18 protein-coding genes and 1 pseudogene are annotated in these 17,533 nt (G+C 69.6%); 11 read left to right on the forward strand and 8 right to left on the reverse strand.

Going from position 1 to position 17,533, the window contains the following annotated elements; genetic code table 11:
• Nucleotides 1–81: 81 nt before the first annotated feature.
• Entirely contained in the window at nt 82–1,308 is a 1,227-nt protein-coding gene (locus tag GON06_RS08380) for an MFS transporter (protein WP_232528392.1), read from the reverse strand.
• Nucleotides 1,309–1,536: 228 nt separating this feature from the next.
• Here GON06_RS08380 and rpsO point away from each other — a divergent pair, with 228 nt between their 5' ends.
• Nucleotides 1,537–1,806 (forward strand): 30S ribosomal protein S15, encoded by a 270-nt coding sequence (rpsO, locus tag GON06_RS08385; RefSeq protein ID WP_116241715.1) that lies wholly within the window; start codon nt 1,537–1,539, stop codon nt 1,804–1,806.
• 106 nt (nt 1,807–1,912) lie between these two features.
• The gene (locus GON06_RS08390) at nt 1,913–2,311 is read left to right on the forward strand and encodes a glyoxalase (RefSeq protein ID WP_157311876.1); all 399 of its coding nucleotides are present in this window, start codon (nt 1,913–1,915) and stop codon (nt 2,309–2,311) included.
• Nucleotides 2,312–2,322: 11 nt separating this feature from the next.
• Here GON06_RS08390 and GON06_RS08395 read toward each other — a convergent pair whose 3' ends face one another.
• The gene (locus tag GON06_RS08395; RefSeq protein ID WP_157311877.1) at nt 2,323–3,501 is read right to left on the reverse strand and encodes an MFS transporter; all 1,179 of its coding nucleotides are present in this window, start codon (nt 3,499–3,501) and stop codon (nt 2,323–2,325) included.
• 122 nt (nt 3,502–3,623) lie between these two features.
• Nucleotides 3,624–4,622 carry an isopenicillin N synthase family dioxygenase gene (locus tag GON06_RS08400; protein ID WP_157311878.1) on the reverse strand — a complete coding sequence of 333 codons (999 nt, stop codon included), beginning with the start codon at nt 4,620–4,622 and terminating at the stop codon, nt 3,624–3,626.
• A 116-nt stretch (nt 4,623–4,738) separates the two neighbouring features.
• Between GON06_RS08400 and efeU the strand changes: the two genes are divergently transcribed.
• From efeU to efeB, 3 genes are read left to right on the forward strand one after another with little or no spacing between them, the layout of a single operon-like run.
• The gene (gene efeU, locus GON06_RS08405) at nt 4,739–5,743 is read left to right on the forward strand and encodes an iron uptake transporter permease EfeU (protein WP_332837296.1); all 1,005 of its coding nucleotides are present in this window, start codon (nt 4,739–4,741) and stop codon (nt 5,741–5,743) included.
• Entirely contained in the window at nt 5,740–6,972 is a 1,233-nt protein-coding gene (efeO, locus tag GON06_RS08410; protein ID WP_157311879.1) for an iron uptake system protein EfeO, read from the forward strand. Before efeU ends, efeO begins: the two co-directional genes overlap by 4 nt.
• Before the next feature lies 1 nt (nt 6,973).
• A complete protein-coding gene (efeB, locus tag GON06_RS08415; RefSeq protein ID WP_332837297.1) occupies nt 6,974–8,257 on the forward strand; it encodes an iron uptake transporter deferrochelatase/peroxidase subunit in 1,284 nt (427 codons plus the stop codon).
• A gap of 12 nt (nt 8,258–8,269) precedes the next feature.
• Here efeB and GON06_RS08420 read toward each other — a convergent pair whose 3' ends face one another.
• Nucleotides 8,270–8,995, reverse strand: coding sequence for an ankyrin repeat domain-containing protein (locus GON06_RS08420; RefSeq protein WP_157311881.1), 726 nt, complete (start codon nt 8,993–8,995; stop codon nt 8,270–8,272).
• A 188-nt stretch (nt 8,996–9,183) separates the two neighbouring features.
• Here GON06_RS08420 and GON06_RS08425 point away from each other — a divergent pair, with 188 nt between their 5' ends.
• Nucleotides 9,184–9,714 (forward strand): DUF4822 domain-containing protein, encoded by a 531-nt coding sequence (locus GON06_RS08425; RefSeq protein ID WP_198346659.1) that lies wholly within the window; start codon nt 9,184–9,186, stop codon nt 9,712–9,714.
• 56 nt (nt 9,715–9,770) lie between these two features.
• Here the strand turns inward: GON06_RS08425 and GON06_RS08430 are convergent, their stop codons facing one another.
• Entirely contained in the window at nt 9,771–10,880 is a 1,110-nt protein-coding gene (locus GON06_RS08430; RefSeq protein WP_157311882.1) for an acyltransferase family protein, read from the reverse strand.
• A 123-nt stretch (nt 10,881–11,003) separates the two neighbouring features.
• Here GON06_RS08430 and GON06_RS08435 point away from each other — a divergent pair, with 123 nt between their 5' ends.
• Genes GON06_RS08435 through GON06_RS08445 form a run of 3 tightly spaced genes read left to right on the forward strand, consistent with a single transcriptional unit; the run spans nt 11,004 to nt 14,152 of the window.
• Nucleotides 11,004–12,212, forward strand: a complete 1,209-nt coding sequence (locus GON06_RS08435) for an LLM class flavin-dependent oxidoreductase (RefSeq protein ID WP_157312198.1) — start codon at nt 11,004–11,006, stop codon at nt 12,210–12,212.
• 1 nt (nt 12,213) lies between these two features.
• Nucleotides 12,214–12,858 carry an FMN reductase gene (locus GON06_RS08440; RefSeq protein WP_157311883.1) on the forward strand — a complete coding sequence of 215 codons (645 nt, stop codon included), beginning with the start codon at nt 12,214–12,216 and terminating at the stop codon, nt 12,856–12,858.
• Nucleotides 12,859–12,904: 46 nt separating this feature from the next.
• On the forward strand, nt 12,905–14,152 hold the full coding sequence (locus GON06_RS08445) for an MFS transporter (RefSeq protein ID WP_332837299.1): 1,248 nt from the start codon (nt 12,905–12,907) through the stop codon (nt 14,150–14,152).
• Nucleotides 14,153–14,180: 28 nt separating this feature from the next.
• On the opposite strand, the gene GON06_RS08450 is transcribed toward GON06_RS08445, so the two are convergent.
• Genes GON06_RS08450 through GON06_RS08455 form a run of 3 tightly spaced genes read right to left on the reverse strand, consistent with a single transcriptional unit; the run spans nt 14,181 to nt 15,166 of the window.
• Nucleotides 14,181–14,333: a hypothetical protein gene (locus GON06_RS08450; RefSeq protein WP_157311884.1), complete on the reverse strand. Its 153-nt coding sequence runs from the start codon at nt 14,331–14,333 to the stop codon at nt 14,181–14,183.
• A gap of 24 nt (nt 14,334–14,357) precedes the next feature.
• Nucleotides 14,358–14,534, reverse strand: a complete 177-nt coding sequence (locus tag GON06_RS18510; protein ID WP_198346660.1) for a DUF5302 domain-containing protein — start codon at nt 14,532–14,534, stop codon at nt 14,358–14,360.
• 26 nt (nt 14,535–14,560) lie between these two features.
• The gene (locus GON06_RS08455) at nt 14,561–15,166 is read right to left on the reverse strand and encodes a DedA family protein (protein WP_332837300.1); all 606 of its coding nucleotides are present in this window, start codon (nt 15,164–15,166) and stop codon (nt 14,561–14,563) included.
• A gap of 332 nt (nt 15,167–15,498) precedes the next feature.
• Between GON06_RS08455 and GON06_RS19070 the strand changes: the two genes are divergently transcribed.
• Both GON06_RS19070 and GON06_RS08460 read left to right on the forward strand, forming a co-directional pair.
• The coding region (locus GON06_RS19070) for a hypothetical protein (protein WP_332837390.1) at nt 15,499–15,556 on the forward strand (58 nt) is incomplete at its 3' end.
• A gap of 1 nt (nt 15,557) precedes the next feature.
• Nucleotides 15,558–17,280, forward strand: a pseudogene (locus GON06_RS08460) (GDSL-type esterase/lipase family protein); the annotation flags it as partial.
• Between the last annotated feature and the right edge of the window lie 253 nt (nt 17,281–17,533).

Below are 17,533 nucleotides of genomic sequence, written 5' to 3' on the forward strand. Positions count from 1 at the left end.
GTCGCGGCCCGCGGCGGGGCACTTCCGGATGCGACGTCCGATATCCGCCGCTGAACGGCAGGATTCCGCTGCGGGAGCGGTTCAGGGCACCGGGTCCGCGGCGTCGTACGCGGCGAAGCTCGGGTGGCGCCTGGCCAGCAGTGCGACAAGGCCGATGACCAGGAAGCCGCCCAGCAGCGGCGGGAACCACAGTGCCGTGAGCGTGGCCAGGGTGCCGGCATAGAGCGCGCCGACGCGCGGCCCGCCGGCGACGACGATGATGAACACCCCCTGGAGGCGCCCGCGCATGGTGTCGGGCACGGCGGCCTGCATCATCGTGTTGCGGTAGATCGAGCTGACGTTGTCGCAGGCGCCGGACAGCGCGAGCGTGAGACAGGCAGCGACGATGAGCCCGACGTTCGGGGTCTTCTCGGTGGCAGGGGAGAGGAATGATCCGATCAGCAGCACGGCGCCGAACAGCACGATCGAGAGGCCGTAGGCCTGAACTGCGCGCTCGATGCCGCGGCCGTGCCAGCGGTACTGCACGACGCGTCCGGAGAGCAGGCTCGATGCGAACGTGCCCACGGCGACGGCCGCCGTGAGGATGCCGGTGGTGAACGCGCCACCGCCGAGGATCACCGTTCCCAGCGCCGGGAACAGCACCAGGGGCTGCCCGAACGTCATCGCCAGGATGTCGCAGAGGAACTGCATCCGGATGTTCCCCGCGCGGCGCAGGAACCGCCAGCCGTCGGCCAGGGATGCGAGACCGGGTCGCACGATCTCGCCCTCAGGCACGAGCGCGGGCAGGGTCCACAGCCCGAGGAACATCGCCAGCATCAGCACGATGTCGATCGTGTACGTCCAGCCGTACCCGGTGAGCGCGACGAGCAGTCCCGCGAGTGCCGGGCCCGCCATCACCGTGAGCCCGAACGCGATGCCGTTCAGGGCGGATGCCGCGGCCAGCTGCTCGCGGGAGATGAGCCGGGGCACGATCGCCGTACGGGTGGCCATGCCGACGGAGTTCGCCGCGGCGATGATCATGCTCAGCGCGTACAGCCACCAGATGCTCTCGGTGTGCGTCCAAGTGAGGGCGGCGAGCAGAGTGGTGGCGGCGAAGGTGACCGTGGCGGCGATCAGGGCGACCACGCGGCGGTCGAAGGCGTCGGCGAGCATGCCGCCGTAGAGCCCTGCGAGGATCATCGGGACGAGACCGGCGACAGCGATCATCGAGACCGCGAATGTGCTGTGCGTCAGGGAGAACACGTGCAGCATGACGGTGACCATGGTGAGCTGTCCGCCGATGCCGGCCAGCGTGGAGCCGATCCACATCCGCGCGAACGCGGGGCTCGCCTTGAGCGGTGAGAGGTCGATGAAATGGCTCACGCGAGAGTTCCGTACTGCATCATCCGAGCGTATCCGAGGGGCGGGCGTACCCCGTCCGTCGGTGGCCCCGATCACTGGTAGACTCTTCAGGTTGCCGTTAGATCGGCCGCGGATAAAGAGAGCTCACGCATCAGGCGTCGGGCACCGCGCAATGAGTGAGAGGGGATCGAATCTATGGCACTGGAAGCAGACGTCAAGAAGGCGATCATCGAAGAGTACGCGACGCACCCCGGTGACACCGGATCCCCCGAGGTGCAGGTCGCGATGCTGACGCAGCGCATCAAGGACCTCACCGAGCACCTCAAGGAGCACAAGCACGACCACCACTCGCGTCGTGGCCTGTTCCTGCTCGTCGGTCAGCGCCGCCGTCTGCTCGGCTACCTCCAGGACGTCGACATCGAGCGCTACCGCTCGCTGATCGAGCGCCTGGGTCTGCGTCGCTGAGCACAGCACGCGTTCCAGCGTTCAATCGCGCAGAACATTCTTGAGAAGGCCTCCCACGGTGTGGGAGGCCTTCATCGTTCCCGGCGGAGAGCGTACGCTGACCGCCATGCTGGCGAACAGATCGATGCCTGTCGACGCGCTCATCCCGGTGCTGGCGTATCCGGACGTGCCCGAGGCCGTCGAGAGACTGGGCGAGGCATTCGGCTTCACACTGCGCTGGCGCATCGGCGACCACCGTGCGCAGCTGGCCGTGGGCGACACAGCGGCGGTGGCGATCGTGCGCGGTGAGCGCCCGAACGGCGCCGACCACGTCATGGTTCGGGTGGCCGATGTGCGGGCGCTCCGGGAACGCGCACTGGCGGCCGGAGCCGCGGCGTCGACCGTCGAGGAGTTCCCCTATGGAGAGCGCCAGTGCACCTGCGTGGACTTCAGTGGACGCACCTGGGTGTTCTCGGAGTCGGTGGCGGACGTCGACCCGCGCGAATGGGGAGCCGCCACCGGCTGACCGGGCGCTCCTCAGCCGGCGATCAGCGAGACGGGCCGGCGCCGGATGACCAGCGCGGTGCAGGCGCTGAGCGCGATGCCGAGGATCGCCATGACCAGGATGCTGGCGGTCCAGCCTCCCGTCGCGTCGTGCAGCAGACCGAGCAGCAGGCTGCCGACGCCGGCGACGGCGTAGCCGACGCCCTGCGCGATCGCGGACAGGATGCCGGCCGACGGGGCATCGGCGGCGAGGCTGACCAGCAGTCCTATCGCGAGTCCGAAACCGGCGTTCTGCACGATGCCGAGCCAGGACACGACCGCGGCATCCGTTCCGGTGCTGAGTGCGAACCACGCGTAGCCGGCCGCCATCGCGACGCCGAGGCCAGGGCCGAACCAGGTCAGAGCACGTCTGCGGCGCGCGATCACCGGTGCCACGAGCGAGGGGATCAGGCCGATCAGGCTGAACCAGCCCAACAGCCAGCCGGTGGTGGCCGGATCGGTGCCGCGCTCGGCGAGCATCGACGGCAGCCAGGTGGTGACGGCGAAGTAGAGCAGCGACTGCAGCGAGAACACGGCGGTCATGATCACCACGGTCAGCCGGTTGTCGCTGGCGATGGTGATGCGGGGCCGCCCCTGTGCGGCGACGTCCGCACCGCGTCCGACGAGCAGCAGCACGGCGGCGGCGAGCACGGCGAGCACCGCCCAGCTGGCGAGGGCCTGCGCTGTTCCGCCCAGTGCTCGCTCCAGGGGCACTGAGAGCCCCGCGCCCAGCGCCGCACCGACGCCGAAGGACATCGTGCTCAGCCCCACCCACAGACCCGAGGCGTTCAGCGACTTCAGGAACGGCGGGATCAGCGTCGCGCCTACCATGATCGCGGCGCCGGCGAGGAACGTGCCGGGCACCAGCATCCAGCCGTCGACCACGCGCAGTGCCAGCGCGACGGCGAGCACGACCATCGCGGCCAGCAGCGCCCGTGAGGTGCCGATGCGGCGTGCGAGCAGCGGGCCGAGCGGCGCACTCACGCCGAAGACGACGATCGGGAGCGTGGCGAGGATGCCGGTGCCCGTGTCGCCGAGCGCGAACGTCGTCGAGATGTGGTCGAGCAGCGTGGAGACCGAGGTGATCGCCGGACGCAGATTGACCCCGACCAGCAGGGCCGCGCCGAGCGCGATCGCACGAGCGGCCCCGGAGGGCTCAGCGGACGTCGTCATCGGATGCGGTTTCGCCCCAAGGGCGCTCGTCTCGGATCAGCACTGTTCTGGTATACCAGATCAGGATGGATGGGCTGCCTGCCCCGCACGCGAGGCGCGGCTGACGCGGGTCTCGTCGGGAGTCAGGCCCTGACCAGGTCGGCGTGGTGGATCGCGGCCACATCCGGATGTGCGCGCAGTCGCGACTTCAGTGCGTTCTCGCCGTAGAGGGCGTGGATCGGGTTCGACGGATCGTCGGTGACGCCGTGCGCCTCGGCGGCGAGCTCCGCGGGCAACTCGATCAGCGGCAGCCGCGAATCCAGCGCCGGGTTGAAGAAGAACGGGATCGAGATCCGCTCATCCGGCGCCTTCGGCGAGATCACTCGGTGATCGGTCGCCTTCAGGTAGCCGCCGGTGGCGTACTCGAGCATCTCACCGATGTTCACGACGAAGGCACCGGGTACCGGCGGGGCGTCCACCCACTCGCCGTCGTACCGCACCTGCAGGCCGCCCTTGCCCGGCTCCACCCAGAGCAGAGTGAGGACGCCGGAGTCCTTGTGCGCGCCGACGCCCTGCTGCTGCTCAGGGTCGACCTTGCCGGGATAGCGCACGATCTTGATCAGGGTCTGCGGTTCGCCGAAGTGCTCGTCGAAGTAGGACGAGTCCGCGCCCAGAGCCTCGGCCCACGCTCGAAGCAGCCGCCGAGACACCTCCGAGAGCGTGGCGTGCCACTCCGCGACGACCTCGCGCAGCTCGGGCTGCGCCTCGGGCCACAGGTTCGGTCCGACCAGTCGGTTGAAGGCCGGGCCGCCGGCGAGCGGCTCGCGCTCCGGACCGATGTCGATCTGCTCTCTCCAGTCGACCTCGCCCTGCGTACGCTCGCCGCCCACGCGCGTGTACCCGCGGAAGTGCGGGCTCTTGACGTTCTCGATCGACAGCTTGTCGGCCTCGGGCAGGGCGAAGAAGTCCCGCGCCGCCCGGTGCAGGCGATCCTCGAGCTCGGGTGAGACGCCCGTGCCGGTCAGGTAGAAGAACCCCACGTCATGGGTGGCCGCCCGAAGCTCCGCGCGGAACTGCTCGGCCGCCTCTGGGCCGGCGTCGAGGCGGGAGAGGTCGAGGACGGGGAGGGGGAGTTCGGCCATGGCTCGACGGTAGACGTGCTTTCACACGGCGTCACGTATGTTGCGCACGGTTACTCGGATGCTAGGGTTTCATAGGTAAGGCATTCCTTACTTACCCCTTCCTCGGAGTCTCCCGCGTGATCGCATCACTCCTCATCGGCCTGCGCGAAGGTCTGGAGGCCGCGCTGGTCGTCGGCATCCTCGTCGCCTATCTCAAGCGGATCGGCCGCGCTGACGTCCTGCCCCGGATGTGGGCGGGCATCGGCCTGGCCGTGGCCCTGTCTCTGACCATCGGCGCCGTGCTCACCTTCGGCGCGTACTCGCTGGCGCCGGGCGCCCAGGAGCTCATCGGCGGCCTGATGTCGCTGTTCGCCGTCGCCATGGTGACCTGGATGATCTTCTGGATGCAGAAGGCCGGCCGCACCATGAAGGCCACGCTCGAGGGCGGTCTCGACCGTGCACTCGCGAAGGGCGGCCTCTGGGCGCTGGTCGCGATCGGTTTCGTGTCGGTTGCACGCGAGGGCATCGAGACCACACTGCTGCTGTGGTCGATGGTGCAGTCCTTCGGCAGCGCGCCGATGGCACTGCTGGGCGCCCTGATCGGTCTCGCCATCGCGATCGTCGTCGGCTGGCTGCTCGCCCGCGGGGCGGTCAGGCTCGACCTGCGCCGCTTCTTCGCCTGGACCGGTGGTTTCCTCGTGATCGTCGCCGCCGGAGTGCTCGCCTACGCGATCATGGACCTGCAGGAGGCCGGTGCCCTGCCCGGCCCGTTCACCACCGCGGCGCCGATCGACCCCGTCACCGGCGCCGTCGCCACCGGGTTCGCGGCGTTCCCGTTCGGCTGGGCGTTCGATCTCAGCGGCGCGATCGCCCCAGACGGCACCGCCGCGACCATCCTGCAGGCGACCCTCGGCTTCATGCCGCGGATGACCTGGCTGCAGGTGATCGCATGGCTCATCTACATCGTCGTCGTCGGCGCGTTCTTCCTGCGCGGCCTGCCTCGACGCCGCGGTGCGCGGAAGCCGGATGCTGCGGCATCCGCTCCAGCCACAGCGCAGCCCTCGACCCCAGCGGACGCCGCGCCCGCAGCGTCCGCGTCCCCCACCGCACTTCCCGTCACCACAACTGAAGGAACAGCATGACCTCGTCTTCCCGCGTCGCCTGCGCCCTCGCCGCCACCGGCGCCGCCGCGCTCCTGCTCAGCGGCTGCGTGGCCAAGGCCGACGCCGACCCGTCGGCCGCGCTCACGGTCTCATCCACCGCATCGGACTGCGCCGTCTCCGCGGGCACCGCGAAGAGCGGCACTCTGACCTTCGACGTGAAGAACGCCGGCGACCAGGTGACCGAGTTCTACCTGCTCGCCGACGACGGTCTGCGGATCGTCGGCGAGGTCGAGAACATCGCCCCGTCCGCCTCGCGCACCCTCACAGTCACCGCGCAGCCCGGCGACTACTTCACGGTCTGCAAGCCCGGCATGGTCGGCGACGGAATCGGCAAGGCCGCGTTCACCGTCACCGGCGACCGGGTCGCCGTGGACGGACCGGACGCCGAGCAGAAGCAGAAGGCCGTCGACCTCTACGCCGCCTTCGTCAAGGACCAGGTCGGACAGCTGGTCCCGGCGGTCGACGAACTGGTCACCGCGTACGAGGCAGGCGACGACGCGAAGGCGCAGGAGTTGTTCCCGACCACCCGCGCGTACTACGAGCGCATCGAGCCCGTGGCGGAGGCGCTCGGCGACCTCGATCCGCGCATCGACTATCGCGAGGTCGACGCCGTGGCCGAGGGGCTGGACTGGACCGGCTTCCACCGCATCGAGAAGGATCTCTGGGTCCCGGCGAAGGAGGCGCTGAACGCCGACGGCGAGACCTCGGCGTGGCAGGACTGGGCGCCGTCCACGTCCGAGCAGCGCGGTGAGTTCGGTGACCAGCTGATCGCCGACGTGCAGGAGCTGTACGACTACGTGCACTCCGACGACTTCGTCAGCAACCTCGAGGATCAGGGCATCTCCGGCGTCTCGAACGGCGCCATCGCGCTTCTGGACGAGGTCGCCACAGGCAAGATCACAGGCGAGGAGGACTGGTGGTCGCACACCGACCTCTACGACTTCGCCGCCAACGTCGAGGGGTCGAAGATGGCGTTCTCGCTGGTCAGCGACTTCGCCGCCGCCCAGGGCGACGACGGAGCGGCCCTGGTGAAGGAGATCGAGACCGGCTACGCCGATCTCGAGAATGCACTCGCCCAGCACGGCACGCTGAAGGACGGCTTCGTCGCCTTCACCGATCTGAGCGATGCACAGAAGCGCGAGCTCGTCGACCTCATCAACGCCCTCGCCGAGCCGCTCTCGCAGCTCACCGGAACCACGCTGTCCTGACGTGACAGGCGAACAGGGCGCGCAGCCGGTGGAGGAGCAGGCTCCAGATGCCGACAAGCGGAGGGGGCTGAGCAGGCGCGGCCTGCTCGGTCTCGCCGTGGGAGGCGGCGCCGCCGCACTCGCTGTCGGCGCGGGCGCGGGATACGCGGTCGCCGCGTCTCAACGCGGCCCGAACGAGGCGAAGCCCTACGAGTTCTTCGGAGCGCACCAGGGCGGCATCGTCACGCCGGTGCAGGAGCACCTGCACTTCGCATCCTTCGACATGATGCCGCGCACCGATCGCGCCGACCTCGTCGAGCTGCTGCAGGACTGGTCCTACGCCGCATCCCGGATCACGCAGGGACTCGACGTGTCGGCGACCGGCGCAGTGGGTGGCTCGCCCGAGTCGCCGCCCGACGACACCGGCGAGGCGCAGGGACTGCCGGCGAACGGTCTGACTGTCACGATCGGATTCGGCCCGACGCTGTTCGACAAGGACGGCGAAGACCGCTACGGCATCCGCGACCGGCGCCCTGCCGCGCTCGAGCGGCTGCCGGCTTTCCTCGGCGACGACCTCGCGCCGGAATCCTCCGACGGCGACCTGTGCATCCAGGTGTGCGCGGACGACCCGCAGGTCGCCGTGCATGCGGTGCGCAACCTCAGCAGGATCGCGTTCGGGCGGGCACGGCTGCGCTGGTCGCAGCTCGGCTACGGCAAGACCTCCCGCACGACCGCGGAACAGCAGACCCCTCGCAACCTCTTCGGGTTCAAGGACGGCACGGCCAACATCCTCGCCGACGACACCACCGCCCTCGACGAGAACGTGTGGGTGGCAGCATCCGACGAGCCGGCCTGGCTGTCCGGCGGCTCGTACCTGGTGGCGCGCAAGATCGCGATGCTGATCGAGACCTGGGACCGGGTGCGGCTGTCCGAGCAGGAGAACATCTTCGGCCGGGACAAGGGCGAGGGTGCGCCGCTCTCCGGCGGCACCGAGTTCACCGAGCCGAAGCTCGCGAAGCTCGACGCGCACAGCCACGTGCGGCTCGCGCACCCCGATTCCAACGGCGGCACCCGGATCCTGCGCCGCGGCTTCAACTACGTCGGCGGCAACAACGCACTCGGGCGGCTGGACGCCGGGCTGTTCTTCCTGTCGTACCAGCGGGATCCTGCGCAGTTCATCACGCTGCAGCGCAGCCTCTCCACCGACCTGATGAATGAGTACGTGCGACACGTCGGCTCGGGGCTGTGGGCGATCCCGCCGGGTGCCGCGGCCGGCTCCTATGTGGGGGCGCCGCTGTTCGCGTAGCCCCCACCGGGTTCAGGACGCGGCGTCGATCAGAGCGACGATCTCGTCGTACCCGGACTGCTCGGCCAGCTCCCGCGGCAGCGCGCCGTTGCCGTCCGCGATGCTCGGATCGGCGCCGGCCTCGAGCAGCAGGCGGACGGTCTCGATGTGATCGGGTGATCCGGTGCCGAGCACGATCGCCTCGAGGAGCGCGGTCCACCCCAGGTCGTTCACGTGGTCGAGCGGTACGCCGGCCTCGATGAGGATCCTCGTGGTCGAGACGTGGCCGTGCTCGCCGGCGGGGATCAGCGCGGTGCCGCCGTAGCGGTTGGTGCTGGTGACGTCCGCGCCGTGCTCGATCGTCGCTGTGAGGATCTCGTCCAGGCCCTCGGCACCGGCGTACAGGAACGCGGAGTCCTCGATGCCGTCCTTCGCGTCCGGGTCGGCGCCGGCGTCGAGCAGCAGCAGGGCGATGTCGGTCTGCTCGTCCTTGGTCGCGGCGACCAGGGGAGTGGCGTCACCGTCGCCACGTGCTTCGAGGTCGGCGCCGTCGTGGACTGCGGCGCGGGCCGCGCCGGCGTCGCCGCTGTCGATCGCCTGCCAGAGCGCGGCAGTGGCGTCGTCGGCGGAGGTGGGATCGGATGCGGGCGACACGGAGCACGCGGTCACGACGAGGGCGACGGTCACGAGCGCCGCGGCCAGACCGGCGGACTTCGCTGTCGATCTGCGGTTGCGGGTGCGGAAACGGCGAGGTCTCATCGGCTTCTCCAGGGGATCGGGGACGTCTCCAGACTCGCAGCGGGCGACGCCGGTCGGCATCATCCGATCGGCTACTCGTTCGCACCCGGCAGGACGATGCAGCGTGCCCGCGCCTCGAATGACGATGGATGCAATCGGCCTTGGCATCCACTCCTACCGGTCGAGATCACGAAACGAAGGACATGGAAATGACGCTCAAGAAGCCGATGAAGACGATCATGCTCACCGCCTCGGCGTTCGTCGCCCTGGGGCTGCTGGCCGGCTGCACCGCGGCTCCGACCGAGACCGCCGGTGCGCCGTCATCCAGTGCTGCGGCATCCGAGGAGTCCGCAGGGCCGACGCCCTCCGAGATCCTCGCCTCGACGGCATGGGAGACCACGGGCGCGACCGACGCCGAAGGCGCCGACGTCGCCCTCGACGACGAGAACGTGAAGAACTTCGTCGGCTGGGCGTACTTCAAGGACGGCGGTTCGTTCACGATGTACAACCTCGACGACTCCCCGAAGATGCAGGGCGACTGGAGCGTGACCGCGGACGGCAGCTCTCGGCACATCGTCGCGAAGGACGACGCCGGCGAGGTGCTCTTCGAGCGCGACTCCGACATCGTGACGCTGACCGAGGAGGAGTTCACCTACCGGGTGTTCCCCGACCCCGCGAACACCGAGGTGTACTTCGACATCATCCACACCCCGACCGATCACGAGGAGCCCGCCGCCTGACCGGCCCCACTCCACGGCGAGGCGCCCGTGCCGGAAGGCACGGGCGCCTCGTGCGTCTACTCGGGGCGGCGCCGCGACCCGGTCGGGTCGCTGCGGTGGTCCTGCGCCGACACCAGCGCGGCATCGGCGAACAGCCAGCGCGGACGCGGCTCGATGAGCGGCCGGAACACCCGTCGCACCGCACGCGTCGACAGGGCGAACGCGATGAGCACCGCGACGACGGTGATCAGCGGCAGCCAGAGCCAGGTCGGGTCGAGGCCCCGCAGGATGCCGGACTCGCGGAACGGGTACAGCACGAAGGAGTGCAGCAGGTAGACGTACATCGTGTACTGCCCGAAATGGGTCCACCATGTGGCGCGACGGGGGATGAGCAGGAAGAACGCTGCGCTCAGCACGATGGCCAGTGCCATCAGCGCGATGCGGATGCCGCCGGCCCACCACTGGTCCGCGGCGAGGCCCGCGTACGAGTCGTCGTAGAAGAACCAGAACCGCAGATCGACGGCATCCCAGGTCGGCAGCCAACGCCAGCAGACGAAGGCCCAGGCGCCCAGGGCGACGATCGCACAGACGCGCAGCCACCACGGCCGGAACTCGATCAGACGGAACCTGCGCACGATGTCGTGCTCGCGCAGCCACCAGCCGAGCGTGAAGAAGAACATCAGCCCCAGGGTCCGCGACAGCGAGAAGGTGCTGTCCACGTTCTGCATGTAGCCGACGCCGATCGAGATCAGGAACGCCCACAGCAGCGGCCAGCGCAGCAGGGCGAGGTAGGGGAGCACCAGGCGGAAGATGCCGAGCGCGAGCAGGAACCACAGCGTCCAGGAGGGCTGCGTGAGGTTCGGATCGGCCTGCCCCTCGACCAGCCACTTCGTCAGCGCCCACAGTCCCTCGAAGATCACGTACGGCACCAGGATGTCGGTGATCACCCGGGACATCTGTCGTCGGGTGGGGCTGGAGGCCTTCGAGAAGTAACCCGAGATGATCGCGAACGCCGGCATGTGGAAGGCGTAGATCAGCAGGTAGAAGGCGTAGGAGATGTCTGAGTCGTAGATCAGCCGCTGGATGCCGTGTCCCAGCACCACCAGGACGATGCAGGCGAACCGGGCGTTGTCCCAGAATGGCACTCTTCTTCGGGGGCGATCAGCGGGTACAGCGGCACTGCTCATGGGACGAGGCTACCGGCGGGAATATGTTTGCGGTCTGAGCGTTGTACCGGATACATTCATTTGAATAAACCCGGATGCTGAGGCATCCCGATCTGGAGAGAAATCGTGAACGAACAGAGCGGCATGCAGTTCGGCCTCATGTCGGTGAGCGACATCACGGAGGACCCGACCACCGGAGTCACCCCGAGCGAGGCGGAGCGCATCCAGGCAGCGGTCACCATCGCCAAGCACGCTGAGGAGGCGGGGCTGGACGTCTTCGCCATCGGCGAGCACCACAACCCGCCGTTCTTCTCGTCGAGCCCGACCACCCTGCTCGCGTACATCGCCGCGCAGACCGAGCGTCTGATCGTGTCTACCTCGACGACGCTGATCACCACGAACGACCCGGTGCGCATCGCCGAGGAGTACGCGATGCTGCAGCACCTCTCCGGCGGCCGCATGGACCTGATGATGGGTCGCGGCAACACCGGGCCGGTGTACCCCTGGTTCGGCCAGGACATCCGGCAGGGCCTGCCGCTGGCGATCGAGAACTATGCGCTGCTGAACGAGCTGTGGACCAAGGACGTCGTGGACTGGGAAGGCAAGTTCCGCACGCCGCTGCAGGGCTTCACCTCGACCCCGCGACCGCTCGACGGCGTCAAGCCGTTCGTCTGGCACGGCTCCATCCGCACGCCGGAGATCGCCGAGCAGGCCGCGTACTACGGTGACGGCTTCTTCGCGAACAACATCTTCTGGCCCAAGGAGCACTACCAGCGACTCATCGAGCTGTACCGCCAGCGCTGGGCGCACTACGGTCACGGTGCGCCCGAGACCGCGATCGTCGGCCTCGGCGGCCAGGCGTTCATCCGCCCGAAGTCGCAGGACGCCGTGAACGAGTTCCGGCCCTACTTCGACAACGGCCCGGTGTACGGCCACGGTCCGTCGATGGAGGACTTCAGCGAGATGACCCCGCTGACCGTCGGGTCGCCGCAGCAGGTCATCGACCGCTACGCGGCGATGCGGGAGCACTATGGCGACTACCAGCGCCAGCTGTTCCTGATGGACCACGCCGGCCTGCCGCTGAAGACCGTGCTCGAGCAGATCGACCTGCTCGGCGGCGAGGTCGTCCCGGTGCTGCGCAAGGAGCTCGCGAAGGATCGTCCGGCGAACGTGCCGGACGCCCCGACCCACGCCGCTCGCGTCAAGGCGGTCTACGGCGATGGCCCCGCCAGGCAGGCGCGCCCCGGTGCGAACCGCGGCGACAACCTCACCGCCGGCTCGCCGTACCAGGACGGCGGTGTCGCCCCCGCGGGCTCGGCGTTCGGGGCCGCGGCGACGAAGGCGGGTGCCTGAGATGGCCGAGCGTCGTATCGCCGTGATCTCGGCGGGCCTGTCGAACCCGTCCTCCACGCGGATGCTGGCCGACCGGCTGGCCGCCGAGACCGTGAAGACGCTCCGCGAACAGGACATCCCGGTGACCGTGGACGTGATCGAGCTGCGCGACCTGGCGCACGACATCACGAACAACCTGCTGACCGGCTTCGCGCCGCCCGCGCTGGAGACGGCGATCAACACCGTCGTCTCCGCCGATGCGCTGATCGCGGTGACGCCGATCTTCTCGACGAGCTACTCGGGTCTGTTCAAGTCGTTCATCGACGTGCTCGACCCCGACGCGCTCACCGGCAAGCCGGTGCTGATCGGGGCGAATGCAGGCACCGCCCGTCACTCGCTGGCGGTGGACTACGCCATCCGGCCGCTGTTCACCTACCTGCACGCCGAGCCCGTCTCCACCGGCGTCTTCGCCGCCTCGAGCGACTGGGGCGCGAACGCGGACGACGTGGCGCCGCTGAGCGCACGCGTCGAGCGCGGCGCACGCGAGCTGGCCGAGGCGATCGCCCGGCGCGAGCCCGCAGCGGACGCCGATCCGTTCGATCCGGAGACCTACCTCGGCAAGGGGCGCTCGTTCGGGCACCTGCTCGGAGGCCTCGCCGGGGAATGACCCAAATGGTATACCATTCAGTCTGGACTGACTGAAGGAGACCGTCGTGACCGAAGCCGACACCCGCCCCACCCAGCGGATCGGCCTCGGCACGGCGGTCTCCTCATTGCGGGGCAACCGCAGCTTCCAGCTGCTGTGGACGTCGAACCTGTTCTTCTTCGGCGGCGTCTGGACGCAGACGCTGGTGCTCGGATGGATGGCGTTCGAGATGACCGGCTCGGAGTTCCTGGTCGCGCTCTTCACCACAGTGCGGCTCGCCCCGCTGCTGCTCGGTCCGATCGCCGGCGCTCTCACCGACCGGTTCGACAAGGTGCGCCTGCTGCTGGCGGCCTGCGGCTGGGCGACGACGGCGATCGCCGTCGTGTCGTTCCTCGCGTCATCGGGGATGCTCTCCTACTGGGTGCTCGTGGCCGGGGGACTGGCCATCGGACTGGCGCAGTCGCCGTCGCAGACCGCCCGCGCCTCGCTGGCACTCGAACTGGTGGGGCCTGCAAACCTCTCCAACGCCAACGCCCTGAACTCACTGGCCATGAACATGACACAGGTCGTCGGGCCGGCGATCGGCGGCGCGATGATCGCCGGGCTGGGTGCGCCGGCGGCGCTGTGGGTGTCCACCGCCTGGTACGCCATCTCCTTCGCCCTGCTGATCCCGCTGCGCAGCATCCCGCATGTCGCGCACGCGGAACCCGAACCCGTGCTCCGGATGCTGGTGAGCGGCGTCCGCCTGATCGGGCGCAACCGCCTTGCGGTCGGGGTGCTCATGGTGACCGTGGTGGCGAACACGTTCCTGTGGCCGGTGTACCAGTCGTTCATGCCGGTGTTCGCCGATCAGCGGTTCGGACTCGATGCCGACGGGCTGGGCATCATGCTCTCGTGCTCGGGCATCGGCGGGCTGATCGGGTCGATGGTGATCGCGGCGCTCGGCGACTTCCGCCGCAAGGGCGCCCTGTTCGTCTTCGGCACGATGGTCTGGGGTGCGCTCTGGGCGGTGTTCGCGATGCTCACCTCGCCGCCGGCGGGATTCGTGGTGCTGGCTCTCGCCGGTTTCGCCAGTGCTGCGTTCGGTGTGCTGCAGACGACACTGCTGCTGATCGTCACCGACAAGTCACTGCACGGCCGAGTGCTCGGACTGCAGGAGCTCGCGATCGGGATGATCCCGATCGGCTCGCTGCTGCTGGGCGTGCTCGCTCAGACGTTCGGTGTGGCGCCCGTGACGTTCTGGGCGGCCGTGCTGCTGGTGCTCTCGGTGGGGGGCGTCGCGCTGCGCGTGCCGGCGGTGCTGCGGATCCGCTGACCCACGGCACCGCCGACTGCGCGAGGGATCAGCCCTCGATGCCGCCCTCGAACGCCTCGGCGCCGAGACCCCTGCGGACCTCGAGCTCGATCTCGGCCTCGCTCTGTGCCGTCTCGAAGGCCTCGTCGTCGCGGAGGGTCTCCTTCTCGGCGTCGGGACCCTGCGGCTTCTTCTCTGTCATGAGCGTGCTCCTGTGCCGTTCTGCTCAGCCGCTCTTGCGGCGGAACTCGCGCTTCATCTGCGGGGCGGCGGTCGCGTGCACGGCGGAATCGCCGTCCAGGTGCGCCTGCCCTGAGCGATTGTGCGCGTTCTTCTTGTCGAGCGCCTCTTTGAACTTGCGCTTCATCTCGTCGGACGCGGCGTCTTTGCCTTCGGTACTCATGGCGCCAGCCTAACCCGCGGGGCGGGTCATGGGCGGCGATTCCGAGGTGTTGGGCGTGCCCGCGAGACGGCGAGGTCGATGAGGAGGCCGATGCCGACGGCGGCACCCGCGGAGACGAGCACGGTCACGATCGGGCCGCCAGGACGGATCAGAGCGATCGCGGCGCCCAGTGCTGCCTGGTAGACGGCCCAGCCCGTGCCGGCGACGGCGGCGACGGAGAGATAGCGGAGCGGCGGAGTGCGTGCCGCACCCGCGACGAGATTCACGGCGAGCCGCGCGAAGGGGATGAACCGCGCCGTGAACAGGACTGTCGCCGTGCCCCGGTCCAGCCTGCGTCGTGCGCTCCCGATCGCCGCGCGCACCCGGCGATGCCGCATCCAACCCCACCGCTCGACGCCGACCGTGCGGCCGATCAGATAGCAGCAGGTGTCGCCGATCAGCGCGCTGCCGGCCGCAACGGCGATCACGACCCACAGCGGCGGGCGGCCGGTCTGCACGGCGAGCGCGCCCACGGCGGTGACGGCGACCTCGCCGGGTATCACGACGGTGAAGGCGTCGCCGATCACGAGTGCCGCCATGATGAGCAGGCCCCAGGTGCCGGTGAGGAGGCCGGTCAGCGCGTCCGGGATCACGGGACGAGCGTCTCTCATCCGGATGAACGGGAACCGACCGGGGGATATCCGGTGATCGGCATCCGTGCGACAGATGAACACTCGGTGATCCACGGCGGTCCCGGCGTCGGGAGCACCGTACGGCGCGGATCCTGATGTCGTGAGAGTCGCGGTCGTGACTGAATCCTTCCTGCCGCACATGAACGGCGTGACCGGATCCGTGCTGCAGATCCTTCGGCACCTCGAACACGCCGGCCACGAGGCCCGGGTGATCGCGCCCGCCGACCAGGACCTCCCCGTCGCGGTCGGCTCGGCCCGGGTCGAACCCGTGCCGTCCGTCGCCCTGCCCGGGTATCGCAGCGTCCGGGTCGGCACCTCCGGCGCCGGACGGGTCGCCTCCGCTCTCGAGCGNCGGCGCCGGACGGGTCGCCTCCGCTCTCGAGCGCTTCGATCCCGACATCGTCCATCTCGCCTCGCCCTTCGCCCTGGGATGGAGCGGGGTGCTCGCCGCGAATCGCCTCGAGCTCCCCGTCGTGGCCGCCTACCAGACGGACGTCGCCGCGTATGCGTCGCGCTACGGCGTCGCGCTGTCGACGGCTCTGGCGGAGCAGCACATCCGGAGACTCCATCGCAGGGCGACGATGACCCTCGTCCCGTCCGGCGGTTCCGAGGCACAGCTGGCCCGGCTGGGCGTCGACAGGATGCGTCGCTGGGGGCGGGGCGTGGACGCAGAGCTGTTCCACCCGGGGCGCCGGAGCGGCTCCCTGCTGCGTCGCACCGACGGAGTGGTCGTCGGCTATGTGGGGCGGCTCGCCCCCGAGAAGCAGGTCGAGGATCTGCGGGCGCTCGACGGGCTCCCCGGAATCCGCCTCGTCATCATCGGTGACGGCCCGTCCCGCGCGAAGCTGGAGGCGCTGCTGCCGCACGCCGAATTCCGCGGACATCTGGCGGGGGAGGAGCTCGCGGCCGTCGTCGCCTCCTTCGACGTGTTCGTGCACCCCGGCGAGAGCGAGACCTTCGGGCAGACGCTGCAGGAGGCGCACGCCAGCGGCGTGCCGGTGGTGGCGACGGGCCGGGGCGGCCCGCTCGACCTGGTGCGGATGGGCATCGACGGCTGGCTCTATCGTCCTGGCGATCTCGCGGACCTGCGGATGCGGGTCGCCGACCTCGCCGGGGACGCGCGCAAGCGCCGCGCCTTCGGGTGCGCAGGACGGGAAGCCGTGGAGCAGCGATCCTGGTCGGCGGCGGGCGATCAGTTGCTCGCGCATTTCGACGACGCCCGCGCCCTGCACAGCGCGGACCGCGCATCGGTGACCGTGCGAGCGCGCCGCCCCGAACTGCCGCAGCCGCGCGCGGGTGTTCGGCGGCGCTACATCGCGCTCGGTGACTCGCTCACAGAGGGACTGTGCGACCCCGCTCCGGATGGGACCCTGCGCGGCTGGGCGGACCGGCTCGCCCTGCTGCTCGCCGCTGAAGGAGGGTTGCGTTACGCGAATCTGGCCCTCCGTTCGCGTCGCGTGTCCGACGTCTGCGGTACTCAGCTGCAGCGCGCTCGCGCGCTGCAGCCCGACCTGGTTTCGATCCTGGCCGGGGCGAACGACCTGGTGAAGCCCTGGCCGGACGTCCGCCGGATGGCGGCCGAACTCGAGGAGGCCGTCGCGCGGTTGCGTGCCGACGGCGCCGAGGTGCTGCTGGTGACCCCATTCCTGCCCCGCCGCCGGGAGGCGGTGCTGCTCCGGCGGCGGTTCGCGGCCTTCGCCGACGAGCTGACCGGCGTCGCAGCGCGCACCGGTGCGACGCTGCTCGACACCGATCTGCTCCCGCTGCTCGGCGAGCGGCGCAATTGGGGCGAGGACCTGGTGCATCTCTCCTCGCGTGGGCACCGCCTCCTCGCCTACCGCGCGGCCGAGCTGCTCGGGGTTCCCCATGCCGATGCGCTCGGCCTGCTCGACGAGTCTTTCCACGGTGAGGAGGCGGCGCTGCGCATGCAGTGGTGGCGCCGGCATGCGCTGCCGTGGATCTGGCGGCGGATGCGGGGACGCTACGCCGGGGAGGGGCGCACGGCCAAGCACGACGACTACGTGTTCCTCGGCAGGGGGCGGGTCTCCGTCGGCGAGCGCGCGCCGGAGGCATGATCCGCTAGGCGCACTGCTAGACTCGATGCGGTTGCCTGTGGCATCCGTTCAAACTGCATACAGGCACGGAGCGGTCGGCTGGGAAGCTGGTCTCCTGTGGTGGGTTCCCCGGCGAGGCGTCGGGTGGTCTTCTACTGGTGACCAGCGCAGGCGAGAACCGCGGGTCCTCCCGCGCGCCGAGACTTTCCGCATCCGCTCCTTCGTGAGTCCTCGCACGCCAGACGGGCGCGCGAGTCTAAACAAAGAAGGAGAG

The sequence above is a fragment of the Microbacterium sp. MAH-37 genome (assembly GCF_009758255.1).
Taxonomy (GTDB): Bacteria; Actinomycetota; Actinomycetes; order Actinomycetales; family Microbacteriaceae; genus Microbacterium.

Excerpts from the sequence above, each read along its gene's own strand:
- GON06_RS08395 (WP_157311877.1), bottom strand. The coding sequence starts at position 3,501 with ATGACGACGTCCGCTGAGCCCTCCGGGGCCGCTCGTGCGATCGCGCTC.
- GON06_RS08435 (WP_157312198.1), top strand. The coding sequence starts at position 11,004 with ATGCAGTTCGGCCTCATGTCGGTGAGCGACATCACGGAGGACCCGACC.
- efeO (WP_157311879.1), top strand. The coding sequence starts at position 5,740 with ATGACCTCGTCTTCCCGCGTCGCCTGCGCCCTCGCCGCCACCGGCGCC.
- GON06_RS08390 (WP_157311876.1), top strand. The coding sequence starts at position 1,913 with ATGCTGGCGAACAGATCGATGCCTGTCGACGCGCTCATCCCGGTGCTG.
- GON06_RS08430 (WP_157311882.1), bottom strand. The coding sequence starts at position 10,880 with ATGAGCAGTGCCGCTGTACCCGCTGATCGCCCCCGAAGAAGAGTGCCA.
- GON06_RS18510 (WP_198346660.1), bottom strand. The coding sequence starts at position 14,534 with ATGAGTACCGAAGGCAAAGACGCCGCGTCCGACGAGATGAAGCGCAAG.
- rpsO (WP_116241715.1), top strand. The coding sequence starts at position 1,537 with ATGGCACTGGAAGCAGACGTCAAGAAGGCGATCATCGAAGAGTACGCG.
- GON06_RS08450 (WP_157311884.1), bottom strand. The coding sequence starts at position 14,333 with ATGACAGAGAAGAAGCCGCAGGGTCCCGACGCCGAGAAGGAGACCCTC.
- GON06_RS08400 (WP_157311878.1), bottom strand. The coding sequence starts at position 4,622 with ATGGCCGAACTCCCCCTCCCCGTCCTCGACCTCTCCCGCCTCGACGCC.
- GON06_RS08420 (WP_157311881.1), bottom strand. The coding sequence starts at position 8,995 with ATGAGACCTCGCCGTTTCCGCACCCGCAACCGCAGATCGACAGCGAAG.
- GON06_RS08425 (WP_198346659.1), top strand. The coding sequence starts at position 9,184 with ATGACGCTCAAGAAGCCGATGAAGACGATCATGCTCACCGCCTCGGCG.
- GON06_RS08380 (WP_232528392.1), bottom strand. The coding sequence starts at position 1,308 with ATGTGGATCGGCTCCACGCTGGCCGGCATCGGCGGACAGCTCACCATG.
- GON06_RS08440 (WP_157311883.1), top strand. The coding sequence starts at position 12,214 with ATGGCCGAGCGTCGTATCGCCGTGATCTCGGCGGGCCTGTCGAACCCG.